We start from the raw sequence: 25,413 nt of genomic DNA, 5'->3' as shown, positions 1-25,413 counted from the left end.
CCGTATCCCAAGTCTTGTGGTCGGTTCGTTTTGATGAATATAAAGGAATGAAGAGATTAGATATACTATCCGTTGTACTGCTGTTGCTCTTGACAGCCTCTTGTCGCTCGGCAAAGAATGTACTTTATCTACAAGATCTCGATAGCATTGAGAGTGCCGCTTATACTCGCCTGGAGCCTACAATACAACCCGGTGACCTGCTATCTATTACTGTAAATTCAAAGAATCCGGAGTTATCCGCCCCCTTCAATTTGCCGATGGTGAGCTATACCTCGTCGGTAGGTCGTGGTATAGGGGTACAATACTTGCAGGGCCATTTGGTGGGCACTGATGGTACGATTACCTTCCCTCTTCTGGGGAAAGTAAATGCTTCCGGGCTTACAAAACAGCAACTTATTGATAAGATCTCGCGAGAGCTTGTCGCCGGAAACTATATCAAAGAGCCTATCGTGACCATTAGTTTTCAGAACTTTAAGATAACCGTTTTGGGAGAAGTGGCTCGCCCCGGTAGCTATACAATCGACAATGAGCGAGTTACCCTTTTTGATGCTATTGGGATGGCCGGGGATATGACAATCTATGGCCGGCGAGACAACGTAATAGTGGTGCGTGAAGCCAATGGCAAGCGAGAGATCTATACGCACGACTTGCGGTCTAAAGAGGTCTTCCGATCCCCTTGTTTCTATCTGGCACAAAATGATGTGGTATTTGTGAATCCCAACAATACCAAAATACAGATGAGTGAGATAAACCAAAATAATAACGTTGGGGTATGGCTTAGCCTTGTGGGAAGTGTCACCTCCGTCTCAACCCTCGTTATGACTGTGGTACGCAACTCAAAATCTTCTAAGTAACATCCCCCCACACACACATATCTGCACAACGAACCATGGAGTATAGAGAATCCGAAACAAAATCTATGGACCAAGAGCTCAAACGCTCTTCTCTCGCAGAAGCTGCATCATTTATTACCATTTCGGATATAGGGCTTATCTTACGTTCCAATTGGTATTGGTTTGCAATAACTCTATGCCTTGCTCTGGGAGGTGCCTCCATCTACCTCTTGCGGACTCCCAACGTCTATAAGCGCGAAGCCAGCATATTGGTCAAAGATAAGATGGATGCCTCGAATGTGCTCAGCGAGCTCTTCGAGTCTTCTGCCCTAACCTCTCTGGGAGGGAAGAGCGCCGTGGAAAACGAACTCTTTATCCTAAGGACGGACTTTCTTGTAGACCAAGTAATAGAGCGTCTTAACTTGGATGTATCCTACTCGAGACGTAAGGGGATCGGTAAGCGCATGCTTTATAAAGATGCGCCTATTCAGGTGCGTTTCCTAGATAATAGCGTTGATCTCTCTTGTAAATTGGAGGTCTCTTCGATTGATGCTAACCATGTTTCCCTCCATTGTGAGGAGTCTTCTATCGAAGCGGCTAAGGGTACAACTACTCAGGTGCAACTGGGCGTTCCCCAAAATACGCCTGTGGGGCGAGTGTTGGTTACGGCTACCGAGCATTTCCCCTCGTCCGGGAACTCCATCTCCCTCGAGGTAGATAAGAATACAAGAGAGAGAAGCATCCGCTCGTATTCTCATCTCTTCAACGTCTCGGCTGCAAGCAAACAAGGGAGCATTATCACCTTGACAATGCAGCATCAAAACCCTGAAGTTGCAGAGGATTTCCTCAATACCCTCGTGCAGATCTATAATGAGAACTCTCGTATGGAAAAGGTGCGGATCGCCCAGAAAACTGAGCAGTTTATCGATGGACGTCTCGCAATTATCGGAGGGGAGCTAGGTAGCGTTGATACAGAAATAGAGCAATTCAAACAGAATAATCGTATTGCCGATATCCAGCAGGAGGCTCGAAGCTACATTACGGGTACTGCCGAAATTGCACGGCAGATGGCCGAAGTGAATAATAAGCTTGCGGTGGCCAACTACCTAAGGGATTACTTAAAGTCTCCTAGCTCGAAGAACGAACTTATCCCTGCCAATGTAGGGCTTAATGATATCTCTGCGGATAATTTGATCCGAGAATACAACTCCCTTCTTTTGCGTCGTGACCAATTGATCGCTAATGCCGAAACGCAAAACCCCGTGGTAGAGAGCCTAGAGAAGCAACTGGCCTCCATGCACGTGGCTGTAGTTAAGTCGGTAGACAATCTGATCAAATCTTTGTCGGTGCAGGCCGCAAGTATCAATAGACAGGCCGGACTTAACGAGGATCGTATCTCCTCAGTTCCGATGCAAGAGAAAGTGGTAGGCTCGATCTATCGAAACCAAAAAATTAAGGAGGAACTTTACTTGTTCCTACTCAATGCGAGAGAAAAGAACTCTCTTACTATAGAAGCAGCTGACTCTGAGATTCGTTTGATACAGCCAGCGATGGGGTCTTCCATCCCTATTGCTCCTCGTAAGGGCATGATTCTTTTGGTCGCTTTCTTACTAGGACTTATTTTCCCGGCAGGGGTGCTCTACCTCCGTTTCATCATCAATAATAAGGTGAGGGGACGCAAAGACATTGAGTCGTACACCTCATTGCCATTCTTGGGGGAGATTCCTCGTTACGAAACGCAGTCTTTGCACCACAGAATTATCCCTAAGATTTTCCGTACGAAGGAGAGTGAAAGACGTTTGCGTCAGAAGGAGAGACACAAGAATATCCTGGTGTTTAACGCCAACGAACGTGTGGTTATTAGTGAATCCTTCATGGTGGTTCGTACAAATCTTGCCTATATGCTTCATGGGATAAAGAGCAAGGGAAAGGTGATTATGACCACAAGTGCCATCCCAGAGTCTGGTAAGACATTTATCTCGGCCAACTTCTCTTCTTGCCTTGCTTCCCTAGAGGGGCATAGAGTGCTTCTCATTGATGCGGATATTCGTAAGGCGAGTCTTAGTGATGCTCTGGCCTCTTATATGACCCAACGTAGCAAGGGAGGGCTTTCTTCTTATCTACTTGGAAGCAGTACCGATCTGTCGGATCTGATTGTTCGGATAGATGCAAGTTCGCCATTTGACTTCCTTCCCGCAGGTGTGGTCCCGCCCAATCCTACAGAGTTGCTTTTAGGAGATCGATTCGCTGAACTCATTGATAAGGTGCGCGAAATGTACGATTATATCCTTATTGATAGTGTTCCCTTTGTGAATGTAGCAGATGCTCTTATTACGAATCGAGTAGCGGATATGACTATGGTAATAGTACGCGAAGGTCACTTGCCACGACCCTTATTGTTGGAAATCGAGGCTTTATATAGGTCTAAGAAACTGATCAATCCTGCAATTGTACTCAATGATGCAGGGGCCATGAGTGGTACTACAGGTAGCAGCTATGGTAGCTACGGAGCATATGGATCTTATGGTGGGTATGGATCGTACGGCTCCTATGGTAGCTAGGATGTTGCGCTTTGTAGCAGGGTGATGCGATGTTTTTTCTAAAGCGACGTGAGTTAAATATTGTTCGAGAGGGATGGCTCAAGGGTATGGTTGATGTGCATTGTCATCTCCTGCCCGGGGTAGATGATGGCGCTCGTTCCATGGATGAGTCTCGAGCTCTGTTGCAAGCTCTAGGGGCAGTTGGGGTAGAGAACTTTATCTTCACTCCGCATATTTATCATCGCTATCCCCAGAATAATTCCATCTCCTTACGCGAGCATTTCGATGCTTTCTTAGAAGAGCTTTCGATGCCCGAGGTGTCGATTCGTCTGGCGGCTGAGTACATGATCGACGATCAGTTTGAGGCACATCTTGATGAGCCTTTGCTCACATTAGGAGACTCTCGTTACCTCCTTTTTGAGTTTTCCTTTGCCGGAGCACCGATGGATTATCCCAATTCCATTCGTTCCATCCGCTCTTCAGGGGCAAAGCCTCTCCTTGCACATCCGGAGCGTTATCTCTATTTTTCTACTAAGGAGTACGAAGATCTCAAAGATTTGGGCGCCTCACTCCAGCTCAATCTTTTCTCTCTTACGGGTATGTATGGGGAGGCAGTGCAGAAGCGTGCTCGGCAGTTGTTGCTTGACGATTTCTATGATTTTGTGGGGACGGATACGCATCGGAAGGAGAAGTTCGACCGGGTAACCGAGCAGCCATTGTTGCCCGGACGCTTTGAGTCTCGCCTCGCCGCCTTAATGGACAACAACAGGACCCTCCTAGCCCCTAAGGCCTAGTCCTCCATCCCTTTACGAGTAGGCATATCGCCTTCTCCTTGAGAACTTTCGAGAAAACCCCTGCCGAGTAATCTCAAAATTGCTCGGCATTTTTGTTTGTTCGGGGCATCGCCTCCTAATCTCTTGATGACTTGTCCCTAGAAATGTCGCTGATTTTCTTTCGGTTGCAGGGCAGAATCCGATCCCTTTTTGCCTAAAGAAATATTCTCTCTAGGGCAGGATTTTTCTTAAAATAGGGCAGAGTAAAATACGGACTCGCTGAGAGTTGTTCGTCCTTCTTATCCTTACAATTATCTATCTTTGTGGACAATGAAAGAGCTAATGCACCGTATTTGGATAGGTCTACTTCTCCTTTGCCTTACGGCGGGAGGGGCGTGGTCGCAGCAACGTATCAAGGTATATGGATACGTAATAGACCGTGAGGATAAACCCATAGAGCTAGCTTCTGTAAAGGTGGCAGGCAAGGCAATAGGTACTGCGACCAATCTCAAGGGAGCCTATTCGCTCGCACTTTCGTCCACAACGGACTCTATAGCATTGGAGTTTAGCTGTATGGGTTATCGCTCGGTAACCAAGACGTTCCCAAAAGGCATCACTCAAGACCTTCGGCTCAATGTGACATTGCCCGACGCCTCTACCGAGCTAACCACAGTAGTGGTGGCAGCTCCCTCCAAGAAGCAACAGAATATGACGACCATAGCTGCGGAAAACATCCGTGTAGCGGTAGGCCCCTCTTCGGGTGTTGAGTCCCTTGTTGGAACTTATGCCGGAGTGACGCAAAATAACGAACTGAGTGCGCAATACTCGGTGCGTGGGGGGAATTACGACGAAAACATGGTCTATGTAAATGGCATAGAAATTCCACGTCCCCTGCTTGTTCGCACGGCTCAGCAAGAGGGTTTGAGCTTTGTTCACCCCGATATGACCCAGTCGGTCAATTTCTCTGCAGGAGGATTCACGGCGGAGTATGGGGATAAAATGTCTTCGGTGCTCGATATTCGTTACAAAACCCCGAAGGAATTCGAGGGCTCGGTGGAGGCCGGCTTGCAGGGCGATCAGGTATATATTGGTTCGCATGGGAAGAGATTGAGTCAGATTACAGGCTTAAGATTCAAAGATGGACGCACTCTGCTGGGTTCTCTTGATACGAAGGGAGAATACGAACCTCTCTACTTCGATGCCCAAAGTTATATTGTGGGGCGCTTGAGTGATCGCTGGTCGCTCAGTTTCTTGGGGAATGTTTCCCTCACACATTATCAGTTTAAGCCTCAGACCAGAGAGACGAGTTTTGGTACCCTATCCGACATAAAGAAACTAAAGATCTACTTCGAGGGGCAAGAGCGCGACCGCTTTGTCTCTCTCTTTGGAGCCTTCAGTGCCACTTATACTCCCTCATCGGAGCAGCGCCATGTAGTGAGTGTGCATTTCTACAATAGTCGGGAAATGGAAACCTACGACATAGATGGCTCCTATTTCCTCGATAATGCCAAGGAGGGAGGTGGGGAGCAGCCCAACGTAAGTGACAACTTGAGTGCCCTGGCAACGGGCACCAATATGGAGCATGCTCGCAATCGCTTGCGCTACACGCTGGCTACACTCTCTTATAGTAACCTGCTACAACTGAAACAGGGGCACCTGCTCAAGGGAGGCTTGAGTGCCCGACTTGAGGATGTAAACGACTTTATCAGCGAGTGGACGAGACGCGACTCCGCCGGATACAACGTACCCCACCATAGCGACCGGATAGAGATGTTGCACAACCTCTACTCCCAAAATCACCTCCGTAGCTACCGGCTATCCGCTTATCTTGTAGATCAATTTTCACTCGAACTGCCTCAGGGCGAGCTGTCTCTCTACCCTGGGATTCGTGCCTCTTTTTGGGGATTTAACAAGGAGTTTATCGCGAGTCCGCGCTTTGTTGCTGCCTTTACCCCGACTCGTCAGAAGGCTCTTACCCTGCGATTTGCTACTGGTTTGTACTATCAAGCCCCTTTCTATAAAGAGATTCGCACCTCACAGCGAGACCAAGAGAATAATAATATTGTTGTACTGAATAAGCAAATCCGATCACAGGGCTCCCTGCATGTGCTCTTGGGAGGAGACTACAACTTCCGATTCGATGGGCGCAACTTCCGCTTTACTACCGAACTATATTATAAGTATCTGTACCACCTCAATCCCTACCGAGTGGACAATGTAAAGGTACGCTACCTAGGTACTAACACGGGATCGGGGTATGTGGCTGGGATTGATCTGAAGCTCTTTGGACAATTTGTTCCCGATGTAGACTCGTGGCTCACAGCCTCTCTACTGACGAGTAAGCAGCGTATACCCGGTATCGGAGAGATGCCTCTACCCAATGCACCTAGCTACAACGTATCCCTGTTTTTCCAAGATTATTTCCCAGGCTACAAGCGCATCCGTTTGAGTTTGCGTGGGGTGCTCTCAGGCGGATTGCCTCAGTTCCGCCCCACGGAGGAGTTCCTGCCCCCAGCTTTTATCGGCTCCTCCTACAAACGTGTAGACCTCGGGCTTATATATAGGTTCTTTGATCGCTCAACAGATACAGCGCGAGCCAAGAGCTCTTTTTGGAAGCTTTTCTCGGCAGTAGACCTCAGTCTTGAGTGCTTCAACCTCCTCGATAATACCAACGTAAGTGGCTTCTATTGGGTTACGGATGCCTTTCATCAGCAATTTGCCGTGCCCAATTACCTCACACGCAGGCAGCTCAATGCTCGCCTCCGTATCGACTTCTGAACTTCTATTTAATGAAAGAATTTATACTTACCGAGACCTCTTCTGAGCGTGCCGTGCTCGTGGGGCTTATTACACCGAAAGTAACCGAGCGTCAGGTACAAGACTACCTGGATGAGCTTGCCTTCCTCTCCACCACGGCTGGGATCTCTCCAGTCAAAAGTTTTGTACAACGGCTAGATATGCCTCACTCCGCCACCTTTGTAGGAAAGGGAAAGCTCGAAGAAATAGCCTCCTACATACAAGAAAACGAAATCGGCCTGGCCATCTTCGACGACGAGCTAAGCCCCAAGCAGCTCCGCTGTATAGAAGAGGTTCTGCGAGTGCGCATCCTGGATCGTACCAGCCTTATCCTCGATATTTTTGCCACAAGGGCACAAACGGCACATGCTAAAACGCAGGTGGAACTCGCTCAATACCGCTATATGCTCCCTCGTCTTACGCGTCTTTGGACACACCTCGAGCGGCAGCGTGGAGGCGTTGGGATGCGCGGCCCCGGGGAGACACAGCTGGAGACCGACAAGCGCATCATCTTAGATAAGATCAGTCGCCTCAAAGAAGAACTCGTGCGTATAGACAAACAGAAAAGCGTACAGCGTAAGAATCGAGGAAAAATGGTACGAGTAGCTCTAGTGGGCTACACCAATGTGGGGAAGTCAACACTAATGAACGTCCTCTCCAAAAGCGAGGTGTTTGCCGAGAATAAGCTCTTTGCCACACTCGACACCACAGTACGAAAGGTAATCCTGCACAACCTCCCCTTCTTGATGAGTGACACGGTTGGGTTTATCCGCAAGCTCCCCACGGAACTGATTGAGAGCTTCAAAAGTACGTTGGACGAGGTGCGAGAGGCCGATCTACTGCTTCATGTTGTGGATTTGTCGCATCCCGACTTTGAGTCGCAAATCGCTGTGGTAGAGGCTACTTTGCGAGATATTTTGGGCAACGAGAATAAGCCAACCCTTCTCATTTTCAACAAGATTGATGCCTTCACGTTCACCCCGAAAGATGAGGACGACCTCACCCCCAAGAGTAGAGAAAACTATAGCCGAGAGGAGCTGGAGCGCTCTTGGATGGCAAAGTTGGGGCAGAACTGTTTGTTCGTCTCTGCCCACACGGGAGATGGTATTGAGGGGCTACGAGCTCTCCTTTATGATAAGGTGCGAGAGATCCATATCAAGCGTTATCCCTACAACGACTTCCTATTCCAAGATTATAACGAGGCCTTCTCGGAAGATGGATTGGTGGAGGATTAGTTTCTTAATCTCCTAGAATACAGTTTTATATGCATGTGTGTAGGGCTGGTTGGAGGCAGACTGGAAGAAGTTTTTGTAGAAGTTTTTTGCCCAAGGTGTTGTTTATTTCAAAACTATTCGTACCTTTGTGACCGGTTTCAGGGAGAGCATGCCCTTTGAGAGAGAGGGTTCTTCCTAAAAGACTGATGGTGCCATAGCTCAGTTGGTAGAGCAAAGGACTGAAAATCCTTGTGTCCCCGGTTCGATTCCTGGTGGCACCACTCATGTAAGTTTCATTTCCCCTATGCTTTCGTAGAAGGTGTAGGGGTTTTCTTTTTTTACTCATCTGCAACTTCTGCTACACTATCTCGGAAGCCCTCTCTTTTCTTGGGGGCAATTGTCGGCAAGATGTGCAGGGGGGGGGTACACCTCTGAGCCCTCTTTTGTTTGTACCTTTGCCATCGGTATGCAGGGAATGCTTTTTTGGTCCGGGCAGATTGTAGGCGATGTTGCCTTTTCGGTACTTACTTTAGGTCTTCTACTTATGGGAGTGGTGGCCTATCGAGTGCCCGGATTGATGCGCATGGTTGTGGAGGCTTTTATTTACCAGCGCGAGCAACTTTTTTTTGTTCAGATGCATCGGAATATCCCCAGCTGGCTCTTTCGGGTATCGGGCCGTATGCTCTCTGCGATGCTTTTGGCTCTAACTTCTTTTATTTACCTCGATAGAGAGGGTTTTTGGATAGACAAAGCTCCCCACTACATGGTGATGGGCTATTTGGGTCTCTTGGGGGCACTTCTTCTCTTCTTTTGGGTCCGCCGCATTCTCTATCGCTTCCTAGGGTGGGTCTATCTTCAGCCACGAGTTTACGAAGAGTGGGCTAGTGGTTATGCTCTTTTGGAGTGGATTTGGTCTTTTCCGCTGTATGTTGCTATAATATTGGAGCTTCGAGAGGATACCTTTATGATCGGAGCCTGGCTTTCTCTAGGGGCTTTTTTGCTTTGGAGACTGCTGTTATTACGTCGTACTTTACCGCTGCTACGTGCGCAAGGTGTTTCTTATATGCTACTTTCTTTGTACCTTTGTGCCCACGAAATAGTGCCCTTCGTACTATTGTTTTGGGCACTGTTGCGAGGATAGTATTCACTATACGAATAGACACAAGCGAGATGGCTGCACCAACAAAAAAGATCTTGATTTCGCAACCTATGCCCGTCTCTGGGCACTCTCCTTATTTTTCAATCGCAGAGAAGTACGGCTACGAAGTAGAGTTTCGTCAGCTCATCAAGGTAGTACCCGTGGAGGCGGCAGAGTTTCGTCGCCAGCGCGTGGATATTTTGGGGCATAGCGCAATTATCTTTACTTCGAAGAGCGCAATAGATAATTTTTTTGCACTGACTAAGGAACTTCGGCTCACCATACCCGAGGGGATGAAATACTTTTGCCAGAGTGAGGCCGTTGCCCTCTACCTCCAAAAGTATATCGTGTATCGCAAACGCAAGGTATTCTATGCTCCCAATAGTTTCTCCCTAGCTGATATGCTCACGGTGATAGGGAAGCATGCCAAAGAGACCTACTTTGTACCGGTGGCAGAGGACCATGGTCAAGAGCTTTTTGATAAGCTTACCGAGAAGAAAATAACTTTCCATAGTGCAGTAATGTATCGTACGGTCACTCGAGACTTCGAGGAGCCTCTCCCTATAGATCACGATATAATACTCTTTTTCAGCCCTTACGGGATTCGCTCTGTGAAGGAGCTCTATCCCGATTTTGAGCAGGGGAATACGGTAATTGGCTCCTTTGGTAGCCTCACCACAGAGGCCCTAAAGGAGCGTGGGATGCGTGTCGACTTTACCGCTCCCACCCCAGAGTGCCCTAGCATGGTCGTTGCTCTAGAGAAGTATCTCAGCGAGCATGCCGAGTAAGGCGTTGGGCTTGACCAAACCCGAGCGGCTCTACCTTCGCGACGATATCCGTTGTCTTTTTGAGAAAAGTTCGGGATCCTTTATCGCTTATCCGCTACGGGTTGTGTACCGTATTGGGTCCAGGGGAGAGGGGGGCAAGCCGGCTCTATCTGTCTTGATCAGTGTTGCCAAGAAGCGTTTTAAGCACGCTGTCGACCGCAATAGGGTAAAGCGTCTGATCCGAGAGGCCTATCGTCTACAAAAATCCCCACTCTATAATGAGATAGAAGCCAAGGGGCTTACCATACATTTTGCTTTGCTAATGCTGGATAAAGAGCTCCCTTCATTCTCTCAAGTGACGGCTGCCATGCAAAAGACATTGCGCCGCTTAGAGCGAGAGGTGGCACGTTATGAGCAGTAAAAAAAGAAACCAAAAGAGACTCAGGCATTGGGTCGTAGTGCTTCTCTCTGCCCCCATTCACTTCTACAGAGGGGCGATCTCTCCCTTGTTCCCTCCCTCCTGCCGATTTACTCCCACTTGCTCGCAGTATGCCTTGGAGGCACTCCGTAAGCATGGCCCGATTAAGGGCGTGTGGTTGACGATTTGGCGCATCTTGAGGTGCAATCCGTGGGGCGGAAGTGGGTACGATCCGGTACCTTAAATAGGGTTCTCTACCACTATGGAACATTCTTCAGCCTTAATACAACCAAATTCTTCGATGGATTTCTGGGATTTTCATTCCCATCAAAGGAGGCGTTTTTCCCTCTGTAGCTGCGACCTCTTGCGAGAAGAGGTGCCCTCTAAGGCCGATTGTCCCTATCTCTCTGTGGGGCTACACCCTTGGTCGTTGCCTCGGGAAGTTTCTTCTCCCACTGTAAAAATCGCATTAGATCAGTTGAATAAGTTAGCCCGGGAGGGCCGGATTGTAGCCGTGGGAGAGGCAGGATGGGATGCCCACTCCCTAGCCGCGATGGATTACCAGCAGCAGCTCGTAGAGGCTCAGTGGCAGATTGCCGAAGAGAATCGGCTACCTATGGTTTTGCATGTCGTGAAGCGTTGGCAAGAGCTAGAGTATTTTATTCGCAGATCACGCCCTACGGTTCCTCTTATTGTACATGGATTTCGAGGAAAAGCTCTCCTAGCACAACGATTGCTTCAGCTAGGTGTCTGGCTCTCTTTTGGCCGCTACTATAACAGAGAATCCCTATGTGAGGCCTGGAAGGCGGGTCGATTGCTTCTCGAGACCGACGATTCTTCTCTCCCTATTGAGACTATTTATCAAGCCGTTTCGGAGGATTTGGGGATCGACCTCAGTTTGTTACGCGATAGACTTTCGGGTATTGCCCATCAGCTTTTTAGAGCCGGAAGTCTTTCCTAAGTACGTGTCTTCGGGACAGATTTAGAGTGCCTTGCAGAGTTTTGGTGGGGAATGTCCTAATAAATCTTCGTGCAAGCGGACTTGAGTTGTGCAATAAGGGTTATCTTTGTGCTACATAAAATAGACAAAGTAAGTTGCGATGAACAGCAAATTCTATTGCGTTATTATGGGCGGCGGTATAGGGAGCCGCTTTTGGCCCGTTAGCCGTGAAAACAAACCAAAGCAATTCCTCGATTTTTTTGGAACGGGCGAGTCTCTCTTGCAGCAGACCTTTCGACGGATGAGTCAATTCGTCCCAAAAGAGAATATCCTGATAGTCACAAACGAGGTATATATAGAGGAGACGCTTAGGCAGTTGCCGGAGCTTCTCCCCGATCAGATCTTAGCAGAACCCATACGGCGTAATACGGCACCTTGTATTGCCTACGCCGCCTATCACATCCGCTCGAAATGCCCGGATGCTTCTATTTTTGTCACCCCCTCCGATCATATAATACTGCAAGAGGCACGCTTTGCGGAGTTCGCAACAAAGGCCTTGGAGTACGTAGCCGACCATGATAGCTTGGTGACGTTGGGCATTATGGCCACCCGTCCCGAAACCGGATACGGTTACATCCAGATGGATCCGGAGAAGAGTGGCGACCTAAGTGGTGGCTTCTTGCGTGTGAAGGTCTTTACTGAAAAGCCCGATCGTGAGATGGCAGAACTCTTTGTCAAGAGCGGGGATTTCTTGTGGAATAGTGGTATGTTCGCTTGGAATGTCTCGGCTATCCTCTCGGCAATTGAGGAGCATGCCGGCGAAGTGGCAGAGGTGCTAGGCGCCGGGGCAGAGGTCTATGGTACGAGTGGAGAGTCTGCTTTTATCCGAGAGGCATTCCCTTGTTGCCCTAGTATCTCAATAGACTATGCCGTAATGGAAAAGGCGCAAAATGTACTCGTTTTGCCTAGTGACTTTGGATGGGCCGACTTAGGGACTTGGGGGGCCGTTTATGAGCATGCCGAGAAGGATGAGGCCGGCAATGCAGCCTTGGGTACTCGCTGCATATTCCAGGAGGCCTCGGGCAATGTGGTTAGCCTCTCCGACCCTTCTCGCATCGTGGTGATGCGGAGCGTCTCAGATTGCATTGTGGCAGAGCATGACAATGTGCTCCTCATCTGCAAGCGAAGTGAAGAGCAACGTGTAAAGGGCATGATGGCTGAGGCCGAATTGCAATTTGGCAAAGAATACATCTAAATCTTTCCCTCTTTTTCTTACCGAATATGGCGGGTGGTAAAGGCGATGGTGGCGAGGTTGTACTGCAAACTGCTTGGCTAAGGCGTTTTTACCACTCGTTGCATTTTTATCATATAGAGCCGAGCGAGTCTGATTCTTCTCGTGCCATAGAGGTACTTTACCCCGGGGAGATCAATTGGGATGGTGGCCCCGATTTCTTCAATGCTAGGTTGCGTATAGGCTCCATTGTGTGGGCGGGCAATGTAGAGGTGCACCGAAAGGCCTCGGAATGGCTCAAGCATAAACATCATCTAGACCCCGCCTACGATAGCACCATCCTGCACGTTGTTGTGGAGAATGACCTTCCTATCTATAGCCGACTAACGGGTGCTCCCCTCTTTACCTGCGTGATGGATCTTCGCCCGATAGACCTAGAGCGTGCAACGGATTATCTGCAACACGAGGGGGCTTTGCCTTGCAGTGAGCGCGACTTAGACCCTCTTCCCATCTCGTGGCACTCTTGGAGCCAATCTCTTTTTGCCAAGAGGATTATTGCCAAAGCCCAGCGATTTATTTCCCTCTACGAAACGTCCGGTAGCGACCTGGGCACTGTGTTGCATCTTCTCCTATTGCGCTACTTGGGGAGCCGCGTTAATAATGAGGCCTTTGAGCAGGTAGCTCGATCTCTCCCTTTGAGGGTTATTCGAAAGCATACAGACCGGCTACCCATGTTGGAGGCGCTCTATTTGGGTCAAGCTGCCTTGCTAGAGGGGGCTCCCATGGATAGTTATCAGGAGGATCTCGCTGAGCGTTATCGCTTCCTTCGCACTAAGTACCAATTAACCCCCATCCCCCGAGGGGAGGTGCGTTTGCTCCGTCTTCGTCCCTCCGCTTTCCCCCATAGGCGATTGGCCTATATGGCGGCACTTCGTCATCGCTACCCCCTATTAGAGAGCGAATTGATGAGGATTACTAATACCCGTGAATTGCAGCATCTTTTGGATGTTCCCCCCTCGGATTACTGGCAACTCCACTATACTTTTGGAGCCGAAGCGGAGAAAGCCCTCGCGTCTCTATCTGCAAGTACGATAGACTCCCTCTTTCTCAATGTGCTTATTCCCTTTCCTCTTCTTGATGCCTACGCCCATGGAGTCGAGCCCTCTGCCGAAGCCCTCGAAGAGGCTTGGGCGAGAGCCTCACAACTAAAGCCCGAGAAAAATAGTATTACCAATAGAATTGCCGCTATCAATCTGCCGCAGGAGCACGCTGCTCATAGCCAAGCCGCTTTGGAGCTCTGGGAGAGCCTCTGTTCGCATCGCTCCTGTTACCTCTGCCCCCTAGGGCGAAAGTTATTCTCTCACTCCACTACATTATGACCGCAAACGATACTCTCTATATGCAACGCTGCCTCGATTTGGCAGCTCTAGCTACGGGTTACACCTCTCCCAATCCCCTTGTGGGGGCGGTTCTTGTGCATCAAGATCGGATTATAGGAGAGGGGTATCACCACAGAGCCGGAGAGCCTCATGCCGAGGTCAATTGCTTTGCATCGGTACGCCCCGAAGATGAGAAATGGATTGCCCAAAGCACCCTGTACGTTAGTCTTGAGCCTTGCTCGCACTATGGGAAAACACCCCCTTGCGCCGAACTCGTCTTGCAGAAGAGGGTACCTCGCGTAGTGGTGGCTATGCAAGATCCGTTCCCAGAGGTGGCAGGTCGGGGCATTGCCCTCCTTCGCAGCAAGGGTGTGGAGGTAGAAGTGGGTGTGCTGGAAGAGAAGGCACGGAGGCTCAATCGCTTTTTCCTCACAGCTGTAGAAAAAAATAGACCTTGGGTCACGCTCAAATGGGCGCAGAGCCGTGATGGCTTTATCGATAGGGTACGAGAGGATGCTTCCCAACTCCCCGAGGTCTTTAGCTCACCCACTAGGCTGCGTTATGTCCACTATTTGCGTCATTGCCACGATGCTATTTTGGTAGGGCGGCGCACCGTAGAGCTAGACAATCCCTCCCTGACTAATCGTTTTTGGTGGGGTACCTCTCCCCAGCCCGTTGTACTAGATAGTGAGGGTGTGCTGTGCCATCAAGCCTATAAAATCAATCAAAATAGTACCTCTAAGCCCTGGTTTATCGTCTCTCCCTCAGCGTTTCGCTCTCAGCCTCTGCCCGAGAATTGCATTGCCATAGAGCGCAACGAGCATTTTGTTGCCCGTCTGTTGGAGATGCTCGCCTCTCGCAAGATCCAATCCCTTCTTGTGGAGGGGGGAGCTCAAACGCTACAAGCGTTCCTCAATAGTGGTCTCTACGATGCTGTGGAGCGAGAGGTCAGCCCTCGTTTGCTGCATGAGGGCGTGGCGGCTCCTATTTACTCGGGAGATGCGAAATGTTCTCTCCTAGACTAGACTTAGAATTCCCCTCTGAATAGAGCGCAATAGGCGAGCAAATACTCTTGATGCTGGTAAAAGTGAAGGGGTATTTGGAGCGGCTCTTCGCCCGATGGATGGTAAGAAATGACGGGTCGATGGGGGTAATGAGAGAGGATGTAGTGCCGGCGAAAGTCCACTGAGGCGTTGGGGATGGCTTTGTAGACCGCCTCACGAGCACACCAAGCCGCCAGCGCATAGCGCGATTGCTCACGAGGGGGGAGTGTGGAGAGCAGCGAGAGTTCTTCTTGGGATAAGAAGCGAGCGGCGAGACGGAGAGGGCGTGAGAAATCGGTTTCTAGGTCAACGCCCACACGCCATCGAGGGGGAGCTGTGAGGAGAGCTAGGTAATCTCCCGAGTGACTAAGAGAGAGTTGAATCTGACTCCCTTGGAGCAGTGGGGCACCTTCTGCCGAATGTGCGAGGGGGCTATGGGGGTAGAGTAGCTGGAGAAGATGTTGAGATGCTTGGCGTTGTTGCTCACGACTAAAGCGTGATGGCACGGAGGATAGCCCTAGAAGCCTACTAATATGTACAACGAGAGGTTGTATCATGAGGCGGAGGCGGTAGCGGGCGGAATCACACGCATTTGCATGATTCGATGCTTTTCTACCTTGGTGATTTCAAAGCGATAGCCCCGATAGGTAACAAAGGCTCCCACACGGGGCAACTCCTGTTTCAGCTCCAAAAAGATACCGCCTAGGGTATCAATCTCTTGGGTTAAGGGCTCGAAAAGAGAGTCTTCTAGGGATAGGTAGCGGCAGAAGTCGTTAATCTGAGTTTTACCCTCAAATAAAAAGGATCCATCGGCTAGGCGAGTGTAGGGTAGTTCGTCTTCGTCGTACTCGTCGGTGATCTCTCCTACAATTTCTTCCAAAATATCCTCAAGAGTAATTAATCCTGAGGTGCCTCCATATTCGTCTACGACAATGGAGATATGCCGATGCTCGGAGCGGAACTCCTCAAGCAGATCGTCTATCTTTTTATTTTCGGGTACAAAGTTGGCAGGGCGTATCAGGGTGTGCCAATCGAAGTCGGCCCCGGCTGTGGTGTAGGGTAGGCAGTCTTTGATGTAAAGGATCCCTTTGATCACATCTTGCGTTCCCAAGAAAACGGGGATTCGAGAGTAGCCGGCATCCAGCACAAAGCGTAGTGTGGTCGCAAAATCCCATTGATAGTCAATCATTACCATGTCTACACGCGGCACCATAATCTCGTCCGCCGTCTTGTCGTGGAACTTAATAATCTCGCCAATGAGTTTGCTTTGCGTCTCATTTTTCCCCTCGGTCAGTTCTACCGCTCGTGAGAGATCGTCTACGGATAGCCCATAGTGTTTTTTTCCTCTCCGCTCGAGTATAGAAGAGGTCTTTACAAGAGGTATGGTAAATGGGGAGAGCACCTTCACTAGAGGTTGCATAATGTGCGCCGAAAAGCGACTGAACGAGAGTGGATGCTGCTGGGCATATACCTTGGGGATAATCTCGCAGAAGAGCAGTAGTACAAAGGTGAGTACGATAGTCTGAAGTACAAAGCTAAGTACGCTGTTGATGCCAAAATCAAAGAGAAGGTGTACGAGATAGTTCGACGAAAGTACAATGCCGATGTTGACAATGTTGTTGCCAATTAGGATAGTGGCAAGGAGTTTTTCTGAGTTCTCAAGCAGAGCGAGAAGTTTTTGGTCGTGGGGCGCTTTCGACTCGCGGATGAGGTGAATATCTTGCGGCGATAGCGAGAAAAACGAAACTTCGGAAGAAGACATGTACCCCGATAGGACGATGAGGAGTAGGATAATCCCCAAGGTGATGGCGGCCTGCCAGCCAAAGGGATAAACGATAATACCGGAGAAAAGGCTATCCATCTTGAGCTAGAGAATAAAGGGGCTACTTGGGAGCTTGGGAATATTCGCGCGGTGGATTCCCCACAAAGTGGAGACGCTCCGCTACAATCTCTGTGATGGAGTGCATGGTACCCTGCTTATCGGTATAGTTGCGGTAACTGATCCTACCCTCCACGGCAAGGAGAGAGCCTTTGCGTACCCATTGCTCTGCAAAGGCGGCCTGCTCCCCAAAGGCTACAATGCGATGCCACTCGGTTTGCTCCTCGCGCGCGCCTCCGGTGGCTGTTTTGCCCACGGTGTGTGTGGTAGCTAAGGAGAAGTTGGCTACGGAGAAACGCTCTTTGAGGTAGCGAATCTCGGGGTCTTTGCCTACATAACCAACGAGTATTACTTTGTTTATCGACATTGTCTATATCGGAGTTTCTAGGTAACAAAGGTAGCAGTTTATCCTGACCTCTGCCCTCTTTTGGTGGCTTTTCACTCCCTTTTGCATTGCGTTTGCCCTTTCTAGAGGGCAAGGGAGAAGGCAAAAATAGGGGGAATCGCCCCCACAAAATGGCAAGCCCCTCAAGAGTTCGGCAGACGAACTCTCAAGGGGCTTATGTGTGAAATTTCACCCCATCAAGGGAGGGATGGGGCGGTTAGGATGCCGGAAAGGGCGGGATTTTGATCGCGTTTGAGGTGGAGAGGCTCTTCCCTTCTTTGAATTTGACCCTTACCGAGAAGGTAACCTCTTGCCCTATCAATGATTGAAAAGGCATATCCGTGGTATAAAAATCCCAATCGGGATAGGAGGCTAAAGCCCTTGCTATCTCTTCGGGGATATGGGCACGAGCGAGGGAGCGTTTCTGGTAAAAATCCCAGTTGTAGCCACTTTTGATAAACGAGAGATTATCGAGGAATTGGAAAATAAAGATCCTATTCAACTCGTCTCCTGCCTTAAAATGCTCATTAAAATCGTGATCACATGTAATCGAGATCTCCTCTGGAGTATTAATTTGCCCCACTACATTTCTAGGGGTTGTATCTCCTCGCGATATGGGACACTTCACGTCTCCTATTTTTGCTAAGAAGATGCGGTTTTTCTCTATTCCATCGTCGAAGTCCGTAAAGCGCGTTGTGCTATCTCGCAAGACGAGAGCAAAAATTCCGGGACTTTCCATCTTCAATCCGAGCGAAGAAGCCTCCTGAGACTGCAAATCAGAGTGAGTTGTAGTCAACATGCATGTATCTGCATCTACGAAGTCGGAGATGTAATGATTGTACTTAAGCCGATAGTCACAGCTGCTAAAAGTAACTATGCACCCCAGACACAAGGCGCAACAGCTCAATAAAAAATGTCCTTTTCTCATGTTGGTTCGAACTAATAGGTGTGTTGTTTTATTTCTAATTCTTTTACAAAGATAGGGATGCTGGCTGACTTTTCCAACCTATTTTGTCTTTGTCTAAAGGGGGGGGGAGGCTTGCTACTATGGTTCCGCTGCGAGATAGGGACACAGAGGGGAGGGCGTTGTATTAGGTGAGAAATGCGGAGAAAACGCTGCCTAGAAAAAATTCCGCCGTAGGCTGAAAATAAAAAGTTTCTCGGGCAGGAACGAAAAGTTTTTAGGCTGGTTTTGTAGGGGGAAACCAGCTGCAAAAGAAAAGAGAATTACCCGGAGCTCCCAAGAGGCTCTAGCCCATTGCTTACGCCCGATGCTCCTTGTGGATTTTGTTGCGCGTGAGAATTAGAAAAAGAAATATGTACCTTTGCTCTAGGAAATAGTACGGAAAGAGCGTATTGTGCAATAGACCCTTTGCTCCCTATGGATCGCCCCAATAGCACCTATCAACCGCTAGCAGAGCGCATGAGACCTACTACTCTAGAGGAGTATGTGGGGCAGCGTCATATTGTGGCAGAGACGGCACCTCTGGGGCGCATGATCCGATCGGGCAAGGTGCCCTCTCTTATTTTGTGGGGGCCTCCGGGGGTGGGCAAAACAACCCTTGCGGAGCTGATAGCCCAGAGTGTGGAGGCGCCTTTTTACAAATTGAGTGCGGTAGGATCGGGCGTGGGCGATGTGCGCCGCGTCTTGGAGGAGGCAGAGCGTAGTACCCAGGGCTTTTTTGCTGCCAAGAGTCGCCCTCTCCTCTTTATCGATGAAATTCATCGATTTTCCAAAAGTCAGCAAGACTCGTTGCTGGCTGCCGTAGAGCGCGGTATTGTCACACTCATTGGAGCTACGACAGAAAACCCTTCGTTTGAGGTGATTCGTCCGCTTCTTTCGCGTTGTCAGGTCTTTGTGTTGCAGAGCCTGGAGCCGGAAGATTTGCGACAATTGCTCGAGAGGGCCATCTCTACAGATATTTATTTGGTGCCCCGTAAGGTGAAGATAGAGAGTGACAAGCAGCTCCTTGCCTATGCCGGGGGCGACGCTCGCAAGCTCCTCAATCTACTAGAGATTTTGGCAGGGGCCACCTCGGCTACTCCTCTCGTTATTACAGATGAATTGGTGCGCGAGAGCATGATGCGCCAGCCCATGGCTTTTGACAAAGGGGGCGAGATGCACTACGACATTGCTTCGGCTTTTATCAAAAGTATCCGAGGCAGTGACCCCGATGCGGCGCTCTACTGGATGGCTCGCCTTATTGAGGGCGGAGAAAATCCCCGTTTCGTGGCTCGTCGGATTGTGATTTCTGCTGCCGAAGATATTGGGCTAGCCAACCCCAATGCCCTGATGATAGCCAATGCGGCGGCTCAAGCTGTGGAACTGATAGGTTGGCCGGAGGGGCGTATCCCACTCGCCGAGGCGGTGGTTTATTTGGCAGCATCGCCCAAGAGTAACTCCGCCTACCTTGCCATAGATTCCGCCCTTGCCTATGTGCGCAACTCGGGCAACCTACCCGTACCGCTCCACCTCCGCAATGCGCCTACTCAACTGATGGGGGACTTGGGGTATGGAGTCGGTTATAAATATCCTCATGATTACGACAAGCACTATGTGCCACAAGAGTACCTCCCCTCGGAGGCGCATGGGCAGCACTTTTATACCCCCCAGGTTACCGGGGCGGCGGAGAGAAGGCTCGTGGAGTATCTGGAGTTTATCCATGAGGAGAAAAAAGAATCAGACAAAAACAATCAAAAACAATAAACAACACTATGAACTTACATCAGCGAGCTTTTTCGCTTCGACTTCTCTTATCCCTGGCGTTTCCCCTGCTTTGGGTGGCTTGCGGTACAGTGCCCATCTCGGGGAGAAAGTCGCTTAATCTTGTTCCGGAATCCCAAATCATAGCACAGAGTGCCGCCCAATACACCGAGTATGTGCGGCAGATGCCCCACAGCGACGACCCTAAACAGGTGGAGCGAGTGAGGGTGGTGTGTCAGCGCGTTGCCGATGCTGCCACCAGCTACCTCCGCAAGAATAACCTTAACGACCTTGCCCAGCAGATGAAGTGGGAGTTTACGGTAATTGCAGACAGACGCGTCAATGCTTTCTGTATGCCGGGCGGGAAGATTGTTATCTATACCGGTATTTTGCCCCTATGTGCTACCGATGACGAACTTGCCACGGTCGTATCGCACGAGGTAAGTCACGCTATTGCTCGCCATAGCAATGAGCGACTCAGCACCGAGATCCTGCGTCAGATGGGAGGTCGAGTGCTTGTCTCTGCCGTTGGTTCTACCTCCGCTATCACCAATACCGTGATACAGCAGGCTTACGGCTTGGGTTCGCAAGTACTTGTTTCGCTACCCTATAGTCGTAAGCAGGAGCACGAAGCCGACCAAATAGGGCTTGTATTTATGGCCATGGCGGGCTATAACCCCGAACAGGCAATCAGCTTTTGGAAGAAAATGGCGCAGCAGGGCGGAGGCTCTACTTCGGAGCTATTGAGCACGCACCCCAGCGATGCTAATCGTATCAAGGCTATCGGGGAGTACCTGCCCAAGGCTCTGCCCTACTATCAGGAGTACCTGGCCCAGCATAAGCCGGCCCAGCCCCAAAAGCCCTCTACTCCCACCGAGAGTAAAAAGCCTACGACCTCAAAAACGACCAATAAGAAGTCGAATAAGAAAAACTCTAAAAAGTAAATTTTCGCCCTTTTATCCCCCTGATCTCTCATGAACTCATACCAATTGATAGCGCAACTTTTGCCCGAGCTAGAGGCGTACGGAGCCATCTGTCCCGAAGGAGAAGAGACCGATCTCGCCTCCTTTGCTGCCTTCCTAAGTGAGCGAGTACGCTACCGAGCCGATAACCTTCCTGAGGGACAAGAATTCCCCCGGACTGAGCAAGATGAGGTGCTCCTCGAGGCGGCCATGGCTCGTGAGATTAGTCACCTATACCGCTATATGCGAGGCTATTTTAGGAAGGCCTTACGCTCCAATAAGTCGGTTATTACGATGGAGGATTATACCTATTTGGTGTGCCTTCTGAGGATACCCATGATGACCAAGACCGAGCTAAACAACCTCAATGTGATGGAAAAAACAAGCGGTACGGAGGTGATCAACCGTCTCTTGCGGAGCGGCCTTATAGAGCAGCATGTAAATGAGGAGGACCATAGAAGTTTCTACGTCTCCATCACGGATAAGGGGCGTGGTGAGGTGATGAGGTTATTCCCCGAGCTCAAAAAGATTGTTACGGTATTCTTCTCGGCGATCTCCCTGCCGCAGAAGATTGTACTCCATCAGCTGCATCAGAGGCTTGCGGATCGTAATCAGGTGTTCTTTTTGGAGCATCGAGATGAGAATATCGAGGAACTTTACCGCCGAGTCAATGAGAAGGTGGCAGGGGAGACTTCTCCCGGAATAGAAGGGTAAGGCTACTTCTACTGAGCGCGTCGCCAAGGGGCTAAGAGATACTCCGCGCAGTCGGTAAGCACAAAAAGTAGGAAGCCCGTAGCTCCCAAGAAGGCGATGCCGGCATACATATCGAGGTAGTCTACTCGCATCCAAGCATTAACTATATAGTACCCCATACCCCGCGAGGTGCCGTATGTCTCCGTAACAAAGAGCACAGAGACAGCGGTGCCTATAGCTATGCGCAGAGCCGAAAGCAGGGCAGGTACAAGAGCCGGTAGTAAAAGATGGCGCAGCATGGCCGGCGTCGAAGCCCCGAGTGAATGCATCACAATGTAGTTGTCTTTGGGGATGGCAGCAAGGGCATCGCGTAGAGAAACTATGAGCTGGAAGAGTACGATTAGGAGGATCATGATAATTTTTGTACTCTCTCCAAGTCCCCCCAAGAGCATGACAATAGGAAGCAACGCGAGCTTGGGAATGGGGTAGGAAAAGTAGATAAAGGCATCGAAGACCTTGCCAAAGTGCCGGTAGCGGTGCATCGCAAGAGCAATAAGGAGCGCCATAAGGAGGGCGAGTGCTAGGCCCACGACAATGCGGCCAAGGCTAGCCATGAGGTGCCCGGCCATACCCTCTTGCCAAGCCGTAGGCATGTGGGCATACACAGCCCAAGGGGAGGGGAGGAGTGCCTTTTGCATGACAAGGGAAAGGGTAGCCCAAAGAAGGTGAAGCAAGAGTGCCCCCAAGAGGATGTATCCTAAGCGTACAAAAAGAGACTGATTGGGCATGAGGGTTAGGCTAACTGGGTCAATAGGGTACGGATCTCCTGCTCTGTGGGGGCATGTAGGTCGGCAATGATTTTTCCCGGCTTCCCCCCTATGAGTAGAACGTGATGGGCCAGCAGTGCTGCCTCTCTGGGGTTATGTGTTACAAAGAGGCAAGTAGTAGGGAACTCCGCGAGCAGACTGAGAAATAGAGCATAGCTGCGCTCTGCCGTTGCCATGTCGAGGGCGGAGAAGGGCTCATCGAGGAGCAGAAGATCGGGCTTCATTACAAAGGCTCTTGCCAAGGCAACCCTCTGTCGCTCTCCTCCACTAAGGGTCTGAGGGTAACGCCTTAGGAGGGTGTTTAGCCCCAGCACGTGCACAATTTCCTCGAAAAAGTCGGGGTCTACAATGTCGTGCCCAAGGTGCGCCGGTAGTAGGATATTCTCCCGCACTCGCTTCCAAGCTAGGAGGCCATAGTTCTGAGGAACAAATGCCAAACGATGGCGCTTGGGGTTGGGGACCTCTCCAAAAATCTGTACAACTCCTTGGGTTGGGGGCATTAGTCCTGCGAAAATACGCATCAGAGAAGACTTACCGCTCCCCGAAGATCCTGCCAAAGCACAGATCTCCCCCCGAGGGATGCTGAGGTTTATATCCTCTACAGCCAAGGCATTGTTGGCACCATGTCCGTAGGAGAGGGAGAGGTGCCGGGCAGTGAGAGCCTCCATACAGGGATGGGGATTGGGGATTATGGAAGGAGCTGTTGGGTGGAGTAGCCCTCGTCCACAAGTTTTTTACTCTTGAGCCATCGGTTCATCTCCTCTAGCTCTTGAGGGGTGGGGGTCGCTACGGGAGTGAAGTCGGGTAGCTCCATGGCTAGCGCTGCCGTCTCGGAGATGCCAAGCTCGCTGATGAGTACCTTTACCCACTCTTCTCTAGGGTGTTGTTGCATGTATTGTACCCCTAGGTTGTATCCTTGATGCAGCAAGTTTACTGCCTCCTTGCGTTCGCTAGCCTCGCGTGTGAGGGCAATTCCCGTAAGGTTAATGCCCAATTCTTTTGTAGAAATAAGGGAGGTGAGCCCGCTCTCTAGCGCCATGGTGGCAAAAGGCTCGGGCAAAACGGCTGCGTCTACCTCTCCATTGCGGAGCATCTCTAGGCGGAGGGGGATTTTTACGATCTCTACTTTCTCCACCTCTTCTGGTGCAATCCCAGCCTGAGCCAGCAGCATGTCGGTTGTGTATTCAATCACCGTGTTGCTGCTAAGTGCCAGCTTCTTGCCTTTGAGATCTTGCAGGGTGGCGATCGACTTGCCCTGCCCAATGATGAGGCGGAAGGCTCCGTCGCATTTCATGTCCAGCACAATGGGCAGTTGGGCGGCATTGAGGAGAGCGGCCGAGGTATAGTCTGTAACGGCGCCGTCTAGTACCCCGCCTTGTAGCGCTGCATCGCGCTCTACGGGAGAGAAAAAGTGCTCAAGCCGGAGGTCGAGCCCCAGAGAGTCGTATATGCCTTTGTCTAGCGCCACCGCAAAGGGTAGGTAATCGACCGAAGCCATTACCCCGAGGGCGAACTCTTGCCGGTCGGGATTCCCATCATTTCCCTTCGAGTTTTTTTTGCCACAACCAAAGAGGAGGGCAAGGGAGAGAAGGGCGAGAGAGATACTGCCGGAGAGGAGTTTGAGTCGCTTCATGTAGGGAGTTTTATGGGTTTGTGGTGAGTTTGTTTTTCTGTGCATAGCGGCACCAAGGGGCAATGCCGCAAGAAGTGCATTTTGGCGAGCGGGCTAAACAGACATAGCGCCCGTGTAAGATGAGCCAATGGTGCGCCTTGGGGATGAGCTCGGCGGGGATATAACGCACGAGGGTTAGCTCCGTATCGAGGGGCGTTTTGGCACGGGTGGTTAGACCAATGCGCTCCGAGACCCTGAACACATGGGTGTCAACGGCCATCGTGGGTTGGTCGTAAAGAACGGCAAGGATCACGTTGGCGGTTTTGCGTCCTACCCCGGGGAGGGTCATTAGCTCCTCACGAGTGGCCGGGATGGAGCCGCCGAATGTTTGCACTACTCTTTGAGCCATTTTGCTTAGGTGCTCCGCTTTGCTATTGGGGTAGCTGATGCTTTTGATAAGAGCGAGTATCTCCTCTTGGCTCGCTTGCGCCATCGCCTCTACGGTGGGCAGGGCGGCGAAGAGAGCGGGAGTAACCATATTCACTCGCTTATCGGTGCACTGTGCAGAGAGCATTACAGCTACCAGCAGTTCGTAAGGCGACCGGTAGTGTAGCTCTGTCTCCGCCACAGGCATATTCTCTCCGAACCACGCCAATATCCCCTCAAAACGCTCTTTCTTGGTCATATCTCTTCTTTCATCCGTTGTACCATCTGGCGTACCGCTACGGGGTAGTATAGGTGCTCGAGGTGATGAATGCGCTCGGCCAGCGAGTCGGGGGTATCTACCGAGGGATAGACGGGGCAGGTCGCTTGGCATAGCGTACTCCCATGGTCGTATTCAGCATCCACGTAATGAATAGTAATGCCCGAGACCACTTCTCCTGCTGCCAGTACGGCCTCGTGCACGAAGTGCCCATACATTCCTTTTCCCCCAAAGCGAGGCAAAAGGGCCGGGTGTATGTTGATAATGCGAGAGGGATAGTGCTCTACAATATTTTGGGGTATGCGAGAGAGGAAACCTGCCAGCACAATGGCATCAATTTTCTCATCTTGCAATAGTTGCAATACGGCACTACCTTCGCGGAAGTCGGCACGGCTGAAAACGTGAGTCGCTACTCCCAATCTTTCGGCTCTTTGGAGCACTCCGGCCTGTGCATTGTCCGTAATAATTAGGGGGTATTGGAGCAGTTCGGAGGGTTGTTGTAGGATCAGATTTTCTGCATTCGAGCCATTACCGCTAGCGAGTATTGCTATTCGTATCATTCTTTTTTAGTCAAAA

The 25,413-nt window shown here is 50.4% G+C and carries 25 protein-coding genes and 1 tRNA gene; 17 read left to right on the top strand and 9 right to left on the bottom strand.

Going from position 1 to position 25,413, the window contains the following annotated elements:
- Positions 1–47: 47 nt before the first annotated feature.
- From Q0090_RS05840 to ribD, 14 genes are all read left to right on the top strand, one after another.
- Entirely contained in the window at positions 48–854 is an 807-nt protein-coding gene (locus Q0090_RS05840) for a polysaccharide biosynthesis/export family protein (protein WP_297948614.1), read from the top strand.
- 65 nt (positions 855–919) lie between these two features.
- Entirely contained in the window at positions 920–3,394 is a 2,475-nt protein-coding gene (locus Q0090_RS05835; RefSeq protein WP_297948611.1) for a polysaccharide biosynthesis tyrosine autokinase, read from the top strand.
- A 29-nt stretch (positions 3,395–3,423) separates the two neighbouring features.
- Positions 3,424–4,167: a CpsB/CapC family capsule biosynthesis tyrosine phosphatase gene (locus Q0090_RS05830; protein WP_297948607.1), complete on the top strand. Its 744-nt coding sequence runs from the start codon at positions 3,424–3,426 to the stop codon at positions 4,165–4,167.
- Between the two features lie 309 nt (positions 4,168–4,476).
- The gene (locus Q0090_RS05825) at positions 4,477–6,924 is read left to right on the top strand and encodes a carboxypeptidase-like regulatory domain-containing protein (RefSeq protein ID WP_297948604.1); all 2,448 of its coding nucleotides are present in this window, start codon (positions 4,477–4,479) and stop codon (positions 6,922–6,924) included.
- A gap of 11 nt (positions 6,925–6,935) precedes the next feature.
- Positions 6,936–8,177, top strand: a complete 1,242-nt coding sequence (hflX, locus tag Q0090_RS05820; RefSeq protein WP_297948602.1) for a GTPase HflX — start codon at positions 6,936–6,938, stop codon at positions 8,175–8,177.
- A gap of 187 nt (positions 8,178–8,364) precedes the next feature.
- Positions 8,365–8,437 (top strand) — tRNA-Phe (locus Q0090_RS05815).
- Positions 8,438–8,631: 194 nt separating this feature from the next.
- The gene (locus Q0090_RS05810) at positions 8,632–9,297 is read left to right on the top strand and encodes a DUF4271 domain-containing protein (RefSeq protein ID WP_297948599.1); all 666 of its coding nucleotides are present in this window, start codon (positions 8,632–8,634) and stop codon (positions 9,295–9,297) included.
- Between the two features lie 29 nt (positions 9,298–9,326).
- Positions 9,327–10,082, top strand: coding sequence for a uroporphyrinogen-III synthase (locus Q0090_RS05805; RefSeq protein ID WP_297948596.1), 756 nt, complete (start codon positions 9,327–9,329; stop codon positions 10,080–10,082).
- Positions 10,072–10,482 (top strand): ribonuclease P protein component, encoded by a 411-nt coding sequence (locus Q0090_RS05800; RefSeq protein WP_297948593.1) that lies wholly within the window; start codon positions 10,072–10,074, stop codon positions 10,480–10,482. The genes Q0090_RS05805 and Q0090_RS05800 overlap by 11 nt, the downstream gene beginning before the upstream one ends.
- Positions 10,472–10,723 carry a membrane protein insertion efficiency factor YidD gene (gene yidD, locus Q0090_RS05795; protein ID WP_297948590.1) on the top strand — a complete coding sequence of 84 codons (252 nt, stop codon included), beginning with the start codon at positions 10,472–10,474 and terminating at the stop codon, positions 10,721–10,723. Before Q0090_RS05800 ends, yidD begins: the two co-directional genes overlap by 11 nt.
- Positions 10,724–10,741: 18 nt before the next feature.
- Positions 10,742–11,440: a TatD family hydrolase gene (locus tag Q0090_RS05790; RefSeq protein WP_297948587.1), complete on the top strand. Its 699-nt coding sequence runs from the start codon at positions 10,742–10,744 to the stop codon at positions 11,438–11,440.
- Between the two features lie 139 nt (positions 11,441–11,579).
- Positions 11,580–12,674 carry a mannose-1-phosphate guanylyltransferase gene (locus tag Q0090_RS05785; protein ID WP_297948584.1) on the top strand — a complete coding sequence of 365 codons (1,095 nt, stop codon included), beginning with the start codon at positions 11,580–11,582 and terminating at the stop codon, positions 12,672–12,674.
- A 26-nt stretch (positions 12,675–12,700) separates the two neighbouring features.
- Positions 12,701–14,029, top strand: a complete 1,329-nt coding sequence (locus Q0090_RS05780; RefSeq protein ID WP_297948581.1) for a DUF2851 family protein — start codon at positions 12,701–12,703, stop codon at positions 14,027–14,029.
- Positions 14,026–15,054, top strand: coding sequence for a bifunctional diaminohydroxyphosphoribosylaminopyrimidine deaminase/5-amino-6-(5-phosphoribosylamino)uracil reductase RibD (gene ribD / locus Q0090_RS05775; protein ID WP_297948579.1), 1,029 nt, complete (start codon positions 14,026–14,028; stop codon positions 15,052–15,054). The genes Q0090_RS05780 and ribD overlap by 4 nt, the downstream gene beginning before the upstream one ends.
- A 2-nt stretch (positions 15,055–15,056) precedes the next feature.
- On the opposite strand, the gene Q0090_RS05770 is transcribed toward ribD, so the two are convergent.
- The 4 genes from Q0090_RS05770 to Q0090_RS05755 all read right to left on the bottom strand — a co-directional run bounded on the left by Q0090_RS05770 (position 15,057) and on the right by Q0090_RS05755 (position 18,135).
- Positions 15,057–15,629, bottom strand: coding sequence for a 4'-phosphopantetheinyl transferase family protein (locus tag Q0090_RS05770; protein ID WP_297948576.1), 573 nt, complete (start codon positions 15,627–15,629; stop codon positions 15,057–15,059).
- A complete protein-coding gene (gene gldE / locus Q0090_RS05765; protein WP_297948573.1) occupies positions 15,626–16,933 on the bottom strand; it encodes a gliding motility-associated protein GldE in 1,308 nt (435 codons plus the stop codon). Before gldE ends, Q0090_RS05770 begins: the two co-directional genes overlap by 4 nt.
- Positions 16,934–16,955: 22 nt before the next feature.
- Positions 16,956–17,318 (bottom strand): single-stranded DNA-binding protein, encoded by a 363-nt coding sequence (locus tag Q0090_RS05760; protein ID WP_004332039.1) that lies wholly within the window; start codon positions 17,316–17,318, stop codon positions 16,956–16,958.
- 235 nt (positions 17,319–17,553) lie between these two features.
- Positions 17,554–18,135 carry a hypothetical protein gene (locus Q0090_RS05755; RefSeq protein ID WP_297948568.1) on the bottom strand — a complete coding sequence of 194 codons (582 nt, stop codon included), beginning with the start codon at positions 18,133–18,135 and terminating at the stop codon, positions 17,554–17,556.
- Between the two features lie 582 nt (positions 18,136–18,717).
- Here Q0090_RS05755 and Q0090_RS05750 point away from each other — a divergent pair.
- From Q0090_RS05750 to Q0090_RS05740, 3 genes are read left to right on the top strand one after another with little or no spacing between them, the layout of a single operon-like run.
- A complete protein-coding gene (locus Q0090_RS05750) occupies positions 18,718–20,043 on the top strand; it encodes a replication-associated recombination protein A (protein WP_297948566.1) in 1,326 nt (441 codons plus the stop codon).
- 8 nt (positions 20,044–20,051) lie between these two features.
- A complete protein-coding gene (locus Q0090_RS05745; protein ID WP_297948563.1) occupies positions 20,052–20,984 on the top strand; it encodes a M48 family metallopeptidase in 933 nt (310 codons plus the stop codon).
- A gap of 30 nt (positions 20,985–21,014) precedes the next feature.
- A complete protein-coding gene (locus Q0090_RS05740) occupies positions 21,015–21,716 on the top strand; it encodes a winged helix DNA-binding protein (protein ID WP_297948560.1) in 702 nt (233 codons plus the stop codon).
- A gap of 8 nt (positions 21,717–21,724) precedes the next feature.
- On the opposite strand, the gene Q0090_RS05735 is transcribed toward Q0090_RS05740, so the two are convergent.
- From Q0090_RS05735 to Q0090_RS05715, 5 genes are read right to left on the bottom strand one after another with little or no spacing between them, the layout of a single operon-like run.
- Entirely contained in the window at positions 21,725–22,483 is a 759-nt protein-coding gene (locus Q0090_RS05735; protein ID WP_297948557.1) for an ABC transporter permease subunit, read from the bottom strand.
- A gap of 5 nt (positions 22,484–22,488) precedes the next feature.
- Entirely contained in the window at positions 22,489–23,190 is a 702-nt protein-coding gene (locus Q0090_RS05730) for an ATP-binding cassette domain-containing protein (protein ID WP_297948554.1), read from the bottom strand.
- 20 nt (positions 23,191–23,210) lie between these two features.
- On the bottom strand, positions 23,211–24,155 hold the full coding sequence (locus Q0090_RS05725) for a MetQ/NlpA family ABC transporter substrate-binding protein (RefSeq protein WP_297948551.1): 945 nt from the start codon (positions 24,153–24,155) through the stop codon (positions 23,211–23,213).
- A gap of 10 nt (positions 24,156–24,165) precedes the next feature.
- The gene (nth, locus tag Q0090_RS05720) at positions 24,166–24,819 is read right to left on the bottom strand and encodes an endonuclease III (RefSeq protein ID WP_297948548.1); all 654 of its coding nucleotides are present in this window, start codon (positions 24,817–24,819) and stop codon (positions 24,166–24,168) included.
- A complete protein-coding gene (locus Q0090_RS05715; RefSeq protein ID WP_297948545.1) occupies positions 24,816–25,397 on the bottom strand; it encodes a phosphoribosylglycinamide formyltransferase in 582 nt (193 codons plus the stop codon). The genes nth and Q0090_RS05715 overlap by 4 nt, the downstream gene beginning before the upstream one ends.
- Positions 25,398–25,413: the final 16 nt, after the last annotated feature.

Origin of the sequence: uncultured Porphyromonas sp., from assembly GCF_938023125.1 — a bacterium.
GTDB lineage: Bacteria > Bacteroidota > Bacteroidia > Bacteroidales > Porphyromonadaceae > Porphyromonas.
This window is presented reverse-complemented; position numbering and strand designations above follow the sequence as displayed.

What these genes read in the sequence shown, in the direction of transcription:
- Q0090_RS05840 (WP_297948614.1), top strand. Translation starts at nt 48, where the DNA reads ATGAAGAGATTAGATATACTATCCGTTGTACTGCTGTTGCTCTTGACA.
- Q0090_RS05835 (WP_297948611.1), top strand. Translation starts at nt 920, where the DNA reads ATGGACCAAGAGCTCAAACGCTCTTCTCTCGCAGAAGCTGCATCATTT.
- Q0090_RS05830 (WP_297948607.1), top strand. Translation starts at nt 3,424, where the DNA reads ATGTTTTTTCTAAAGCGACGTGAGTTAAATATTGTTCGAGAGGGATGG.
- Q0090_RS05825 (WP_297948604.1), top strand. Translation starts at nt 4,477, where the DNA reads ATGAAAGAGCTAATGCACCGTATTTGGATAGGTCTACTTCTCCTTTGC.
- hflX (WP_297948602.1), top strand. Translation starts at nt 6,936, where the DNA reads ATGAAAGAATTTATACTTACCGAGACCTCTTCTGAGCGTGCCGTGCTC.
- Q0090_RS05810 (WP_297948599.1), top strand. Translation starts at nt 8,632, where the DNA reads ATGCTTTTTTGGTCCGGGCAGATTGTAGGCGATGTTGCCTTTTCGGTA.
- Q0090_RS05805 (WP_297948596.1), top strand. Translation starts at nt 9,327, where the DNA reads ATGGCTGCACCAACAAAAAAGATCTTGATTTCGCAACCTATGCCCGTC.
- Q0090_RS05800 (WP_297948593.1), top strand. Translation starts at nt 10,072, where the DNA reads ATGCCGAGTAAGGCGTTGGGCTTGACCAAACCCGAGCGGCTCTACCTT.
- yidD (WP_297948590.1), top strand. Translation starts at nt 10,472, where the DNA reads ATGAGCAGTAAAAAAAGAAACCAAAAGAGACTCAGGCATTGGGTCGTA.
- Q0090_RS05790 (WP_297948587.1), top strand. Translation starts at nt 10,742, where the DNA reads ATGGAACATTCTTCAGCCTTAATACAACCAAATTCTTCGATGGATTTC.
- Q0090_RS05785 (WP_297948584.1), top strand. Translation starts at nt 11,580, where the DNA reads ATGAACAGCAAATTCTATTGCGTTATTATGGGCGGCGGTATAGGGAGC.
- Q0090_RS05780 (WP_297948581.1), top strand. Translation starts at nt 12,701, where the DNA reads ATGGCGGGTGGTAAAGGCGATGGTGGCGAGGTTGTACTGCAAACTGCT.
- ribD (WP_297948579.1), top strand. Translation starts at nt 14,026, where the DNA reads ATGACCGCAAACGATACTCTCTATATGCAACGCTGCCTCGATTTGGCA.
- Q0090_RS05770 (WP_297948576.1), bottom strand. Translation starts at nt 15,629, where the DNA reads ATGATACAACCTCTCGTTGTACATATTAGTAGGCTTCTAGGGCTATCC.
- gldE (WP_297948573.1), bottom strand. Translation starts at nt 16,933, where the DNA reads ATGGATAGCCTTTTCTCCGGTATTATCGTTTATCCCTTTGGCTGGCAG.
- Q0090_RS05760 (WP_004332039.1), bottom strand. Translation starts at nt 17,318, where the DNA reads ATGTCGATAAACAAAGTAATACTCGTTGGTTATGTAGGCAAAGACCCC.
- Q0090_RS05755 (WP_297948568.1), bottom strand. Translation starts at nt 18,135, where the DNA reads ATGTTGACTACAACTCACTCTGATTTGCAGTCTCAGGAGGCTTCTTCG.
- Q0090_RS05750 (WP_297948566.1), top strand. Translation starts at nt 18,718, where the DNA reads ATGGATCGCCCCAATAGCACCTATCAACCGCTAGCAGAGCGCATGAGA.
- Q0090_RS05745 (WP_297948563.1), top strand. Translation starts at nt 20,052, where the DNA reads ATGAACTTACATCAGCGAGCTTTTTCGCTTCGACTTCTCTTATCCCTG.
- Q0090_RS05740 (WP_297948560.1), top strand. Translation starts at nt 21,015, where the DNA reads ATGAACTCATACCAATTGATAGCGCAACTTTTGCCCGAGCTAGAGGCG.
- Q0090_RS05735 (WP_297948557.1), bottom strand. Translation starts at nt 22,483, where the DNA reads ATGCCCAATCAGTCTCTTTTTGTACGCTTAGGATACATCCTCTTGGGG.
- Q0090_RS05730 (WP_297948554.1), bottom strand. Translation starts at nt 23,190, where the DNA reads ATGGAGGCTCTCACTGCCCGGCACCTCTCCCTCTCCTACGGACATGGT.
- Q0090_RS05725 (WP_297948551.1), bottom strand. Translation starts at nt 24,155, where the DNA reads ATGAAGCGACTCAAACTCCTCTCCGGCAGTATCTCTCTCGCCCTTCTC.
- nth (WP_297948548.1), bottom strand. Translation starts at nt 24,819, where the DNA reads ATGACCAAGAAAGAGCGTTTTGAGGGGATATTGGCGTGGTTCGGAGAG.
- Q0090_RS05715 (WP_297948545.1), bottom strand. Translation starts at nt 25,397, where the DNA reads ATGATACGAATAGCAATACTCGCTAGCGGTAATGGCTCGAATGCAGAA.